This is a genomic window from Hyalangium sp. (genome assembly GCF_035629615.1).
Lineage (GTDB): Bacteria > Myxococcota > Myxococcia > Myxococcales > Myxococcaceae > Hyalangium.
Genome location: NZ_DASPHO010000768.1, coordinates 1 through 4,902, shown reverse-complemented (window position 1 = coordinate 4,902; position 4,902 = coordinate 1). Strand labels below are relative to the sequence as shown.

At 69.5% G+C, this 4,902-nt stretch carries 5 protein-coding genes; 4 read left to right on the top strand and 1 reads right to left on the bottom strand.

What is annotated here, in order from left to right:
* Positions 1 to 472: 5'-nucleotidase domain-containing protein (locus VD972_RS38405; RefSeq protein WP_324993798.1), on the bottom strand; the 472-nt coding region annotated here is incomplete at its 3' end.
* Between the two features lie 55 nt (positions 473 to 527).
* Between VD972_RS38405 and VD972_RS38400 the strand changes: the two genes are divergently transcribed.
* The 4 genes from VD972_RS38400 to VD972_RS38385 all read left to right on the top strand — a co-directional run.
* On the top strand, positions 528 to 818 hold the full coding sequence (locus tag VD972_RS38400; protein ID WP_324993797.1) for a hypothetical protein: 291 nt from the start codon (positions 528 to 530) through the stop codon (positions 816 to 818).
* Positions 815 to 3,118 (top strand): serine/threonine-protein kinase, encoded by a 2,304-nt coding sequence (locus VD972_RS38395; protein WP_324993796.1) that lies wholly within the window; start codon positions 815 to 817, stop codon positions 3,116 to 3,118. The genes VD972_RS38400 and VD972_RS38395 overlap by 4 nt, the downstream gene beginning before the upstream one ends.
* 2 nt (positions 3,119 to 3,120) lie before the next feature.
* Positions 3,121 to 3,777: a response regulator transcription factor gene (locus tag VD972_RS38390; protein WP_324993795.1), complete on the top strand. Its 657-nt coding sequence runs from the start codon at positions 3,121 to 3,123 to the stop codon at positions 3,775 to 3,777.
* A gap of 35 nt (positions 3,778 to 3,812) precedes the next feature.
* Positions 3,813 to 4,902, top strand: a 1,090-nt coding sequence (locus tag VD972_RS38385) for a pitrilysin family protein (RefSeq protein WP_324993794.1), incomplete at its 3' end; no start/stop codon positions are given.

Here is a 4,902-nt window from a genome sequence, read left to right as displayed (position 1 = left end):
CCACGTGCCCGAACCGATCCATCTTCAGGATGTTGCCGTGCACGCGATCCACCGCCAGCCCGCGCATCACGAAGTGGTGATCGTAGAGCAGGTGGCCGATGACCGGGTTGTAGCCGTACTCGCCCACCAGCTTCGCCAGCGTCATGTCGAACGACAGCTGCTCCAGCCGGCGCATGTGGTAGATGGCCAGCGTGTAGTCCATGTCGAAGCCGATCAGCTCGACGGACGCCATGCGCAGGTTGCGGTTGACGAACACGTCCCTCGCTCGCGGCGTGTCCGGGCGTTCGCGCGGGGCGGCGAGCAGGCGAACAAGCGCCTCGTTCGTCAGCAGCCCCTGGGCGCGCCGTGCCGCGTCTTCAGCGTGGGCGCGGTTCAGCGAGGAGCGGAAACTTCCGTGCAGGGGATCCGGTGAGGGACCCCCAGGGATAGGCGCGTTGGGAGGGACAGTCGGAGCCAAGAGCCCCCAAGTCATAACACGCGCTCCTCCTTGCGGGCATCCAAGGGAGCGTGGCACGCTCCGGGGTGCGATGCGGTCGCCTGCCAGACGCCAGCCCTCGGACGCCGAGATCCACGCGCGGCTGTCCGCTCGAATCGAAGCCCTGGAGGACCGGGTGCGGCGGCTCGAGGTGCACGTGCGCCGCGCCGCGTCAACGGGCCAGGTCCGCGCCAAGGCCAGCACGCCCGCACGGCAGGTCCGGCCGCTGCCTCGCTGCCCAGGGTGCACGCTGGAGCTGCCCCGCGGCCGGCGGGGTGAGACGTGTGTGTGGTGCGGCTTCCACTTCGCCGCCGTCGTCAGGCGCAGGGCGGGCAAGGGATGACGGCCTCCTATCGGCTCACCGGTCGCATCGAGACGGGAGACCTGGCCGAGCTGTACAAAGCCACGCAGGACTCCAGCGGCGAAGTGGTGGTGAAGCTGTTCCACCCGAAGACGTCGGATCCGGCCTACGCGCGGGCGCTGGCGGAGACCTCGCGCGTGCTCAACCCGCTGCACCACGCGGGCATCGTCCACTACGTGGACATCGGCTTCGTGAAGCAGCGGCTCGCCGTCGTCCGTGAGCACGTGGAGGGCTACACGCTTGGCACCGCGCTCCAGCGCGTCCACACCAAGGAGGTCATCCTCCCGTCCGCCCTGGCGCTCTACCTCATCATCCAGCTGCTGGAGATGGTGCAGAAGGCGCACGACGCGGGCGTCATCCACGGCGCCATCACCCCGGGCAACCTGCTGCTGTCGCGCGAGGGCGCACCCGGCATCTGCGACTTCGGCGCGCTCAAGGCTCTGATGGCCGTCCCGGAGCTCAAGCGCGGCTTCGCCACCCGCGGGCGCAGCGCCTACCGCGCTCCCGAGGTGGGCCGCGGGGATGAGCCCGGCGGGGTCTCCGACGTCTACTCCCTGGGGGCCATCGCGTACGAGCTGCTCACCCTGCGCGAGGCCGTCGTCTCCACCGGCAACCTCAGCACCCGCAGCGGGGGCCTGCCGCCCCCCAGCCGCCTGGATCGCCGCATCAACTCGCGCCTGGATCCGCTCATCCTGCGCGCGTTGGATCCGCTGCCCAACCGGCGCTTCCGCTCGGCCGGAGACTTCGCCGGCGCGCTGCGCAACTTCTTCGCCGCGCACGGCGGCATGCCGGGCCAGGAGGATCTGCGCCGCTTCGTGCGCGAGCTCGTCCCCAACGAGGTGAACCTCTCCACGCTCGGGCCCGTGCCGTTCTCCGAGCCCTTCACGCTCACGGCTGTCTCCGGGGCGGAGATCGCCCACGTGCGCGCCGAGCCCCTGGAGCTCTCCGTCGTGGCGCGCCCCTCCTTCAGCCGCTCGCTCAGCGAGGAGGAGTCCTCTGCGGAGACCACGGAGGCATCCCCCCTCTTCGAGGAGTTCAAGCCGCAGGACTGGTCCGCGAAGGAGGCCACCCAGCTCACGGCCCCCAAGGGCCCCGAGGCCTGGTCCGTGCAAGAGGCCACCCAGCTCGGCCCTCCCGAGCCAGAGGACGGGCTGACCCCGACCCACGGCCGCCCGACCCAGGCGGAGCCCGCGCTCGCGTCGACGCTCATCCGCCTGCCCAAGGAAGAGCCCTCGCTGGACACGACTCCTGTGGAGGCGCCCCGGCCGGAGCACTATGCCCCGCTGGAGCCCACCCGCGCCGGACAGCAGGAGCCCGTGGCCGTGAAGGAGGACACGGAGCCCAGCAAGGTGGGGCCGCTGGAGCACGGCTGGGAGGCTCCACCGGGCGCCGCGCCTCTCAAGGCTCGCAAGCCGCTCGTTCCAGTCCCCGGAGCCGCCGGCAACGGCCGGGAGGGCACCCACGTCGGCCGCAACCCCCGCTTCAAGTATGTGGAGGACTTCTCCGAGGAGAAGACGCGCCTGGCGGGCGAGGCCCCGGCTGCGCCACCGCCGCAGGCCTCCAAGGGAGGAACGGGCAGCCGTGCCGCGCTCCCTCCCGCTCCCCCCGTGAGGCCTCCTCCCTCGCTGGTGCGAGCGCCCCCTCCCGAGGAGCCCACCTCCATCTACGTGCCCAGGGATCGGCCAGAAGTTCCCATGCCGCCGCCGACGCACGACAGCCTCCCCTCCGCGGAGGGTGGGCGGCGCCTCTTCACCGAGGAGCGTAACCTCCTGGCCATGGCGCGCCGCCGGCAACAGGCCCTGGGGGTGGTGGTGGCCATCGCCATCGTGGGCCTCTTCGCCTTTGCCCTCGCGGTGTGGCAGTTCTTGGGGCCTCCCCCTCAGAAGCTGCCCGAGAAGCCCGGCATGGAGCCTCGTCAGTCTCCCATCAGCGGGGGGGTGGACCAATATGGAATGCCGGTGAGGGCGCCCCTGCCGCCCGAGCCGCCGAAGATGCCTCCGGCCACCATTCCGGAGGAGCGGGGTGTCCCCGACGACGCGCCCCGGCCCGACTCCCACTCCGCCTTCATCACGCTGCGGACCAATGTCCCGGCGCGGGTCATCATCGACGGCACGCCCATTGGCCGGCGCACGCCGCTGATGAAGTACCCTGTGAAGGCCGGCACCCGGAACTTCACGCTGGAGGCACAGGGGTCGAAGGAGCGAGTGGACTTCACCCTGCGCTTCGAGCGTGGGCAGCACCGGACCATCGATCAGAAGTTCGAGTCCAGCCCGAGGCGCTGAACATGGAGCGGACCCGCGTCTACGTCGTCGAGGATCAGCCCCACCTGCTCAAGAACCTGGTGAAGGTGCTGGGGACGTTCGAGGAGCTGGAGGTGGTGGGCACCTCCCAGGATGGCGAGGACGCCGTGGAGGACATCGTCCGGGTGCGGCCGCAGCTCGTCCTGCTGGATCTGGAGCTGCCCGGGCTGAACGGCATCCAGGTCACCCAGCGCGTCAAGCGCCGGGCGCCGGAGGTGGAGATCCTCATCCTCACCTCGTTCGAGGATGAGCAGAAGGTCTACGAGGCCATCCAGGCGGGCGCCTCGGGCTACCTGGTGAAGCGGGTGGGGCCGGAGAAGATCCGCTCCGGCATCCGCGAGGTGATGGAGGGTGGCACGGTGCTCGAGCCCATCATCGCCCGGAAGTTCTGGAACTACTTCCAGTCCATCCAGGCGAAGCCGCCCCAGAAGCAGGAGAACCCCTGGGGGCTGACGCCCACCGAGTTCGACGTGCTGCGCTTCGTGGCCAAGGGGCTGTCCAACGCCGAGGTAGGACACGTGATGACGATGGAGCGGCGCACGGTGCGCACCCATCTGTCCCACATCTATCGGAAGATGGGCGTCAACTCGCATGTGGAGGCCGTAGTGTTGGCCCTGCGCGCTGGCATCGTGGAGCTGTAGCGCGGCCTCGCCCCTCCTTATATAGGGAGGGGCCTATGCCCAAGGCCCCCCCGCGTCCCGCTGCCCACAAGCCGGATCCCGCGCTCCAGTCCCTGCTCGACGTCCACGAGGCCACGCTGTCCAACGGCCTGCGCGTCCGCCTGCTGCCCAACCCGCTGACGCCCGTGGTCAGTCTCTACACCTTCTTCCAGGTCGGCTCGCGCAACGAGCGCCCCGGCATCACCGGCATCAGCCACCTCTTCGAGCACATGATGTTCAACGGCGCGAAGAAGTACGGCCCCAAGCAGTTCGACCGGGTGCTCGAGTCCAACGGCGGCCGCTCCAACGCGTACACCTCCAATGACATGACGGTGTACTACGACGACTTCTCCTCGGATGCGCTGGAGACGGTGCTGGATCTGGAGTCGGATCGGATGCGCTCGCTGCGCATCTCGGACGCGACGCTGGCCAGCGAGCGCGAGGTGGTGAAGGAGGAGCGCCGCGTCCGCGTGGACAACGAGATCACCGGCATCCTGGACGAGGAGCTGGGCACGCTCGTGTACAAGGCCCACCCCTACCGCTGGCCGGTGATCGGGTGGATGGCGGACATCGAGAACATCTCCCGCCAGGACTGCGAGGCGTACTTCCGCACGTACTACGCGCCCAACAACGCGGTGCTGTACCTGTCCGGCGACATCGATCCGAAGAAGACCCTGGCACTGGTCCGCCGCTACTACGGAGACATCCCCAAGGGCCCCAAGCCGCTGCCCGTGATCGACGCCGAGCCGCAGCAGAAGGGCGAGCGCCGTGCCCAGGTCCGCCACCCGGCGCAGTCTCCCTCGCTGATGCTGGGCTTCCGCGGCCCGCGCGCCACCGAGCAGGAGACCCTGGTGCTGGACGTCATCCAGTACGCGATGAACAAGGGGGAGGGGAGCCGGCTGGTGAAGGGGCTCGTGTACGAGCAGCAGATCGCCGTGTCCGTGATGTTCGACTGGGGCTGGCGGATTGATCCGGGGACGATCCTCTTCTACCTGGAGCTCAAGCCGGACTCGAATCCGCAGAAGGCCGAGGCCGCCCTGTACGTGGAGCTGGAGAAGGTGGCGCGCGAGGGCCTCACCGAGCGCGAGCTGCAGAAGGCCAAGAACA

What these genes read in the sequence shown, in the direction of transcription:
- VD972_RS38400 (WP_324993797.1), top strand. Translation starts at nt 528, where the DNA reads ATGCGGTCGCCTGCCAGACGCCAGCCCTCGGACGCCGAGATCCACGCG.
- VD972_RS38395 (WP_324993796.1), top strand. Translation starts at nt 815, where the DNA reads ATGACGGCCTCCTATCGGCTCACCGGTCGCATCGAGACGGGAGACCTG.
- VD972_RS38390 (WP_324993795.1), top strand. Translation starts at nt 3,121, where the DNA reads ATGGAGCGGACCCGCGTCTACGTCGTCGAGGATCAGCCCCACCTGCTC.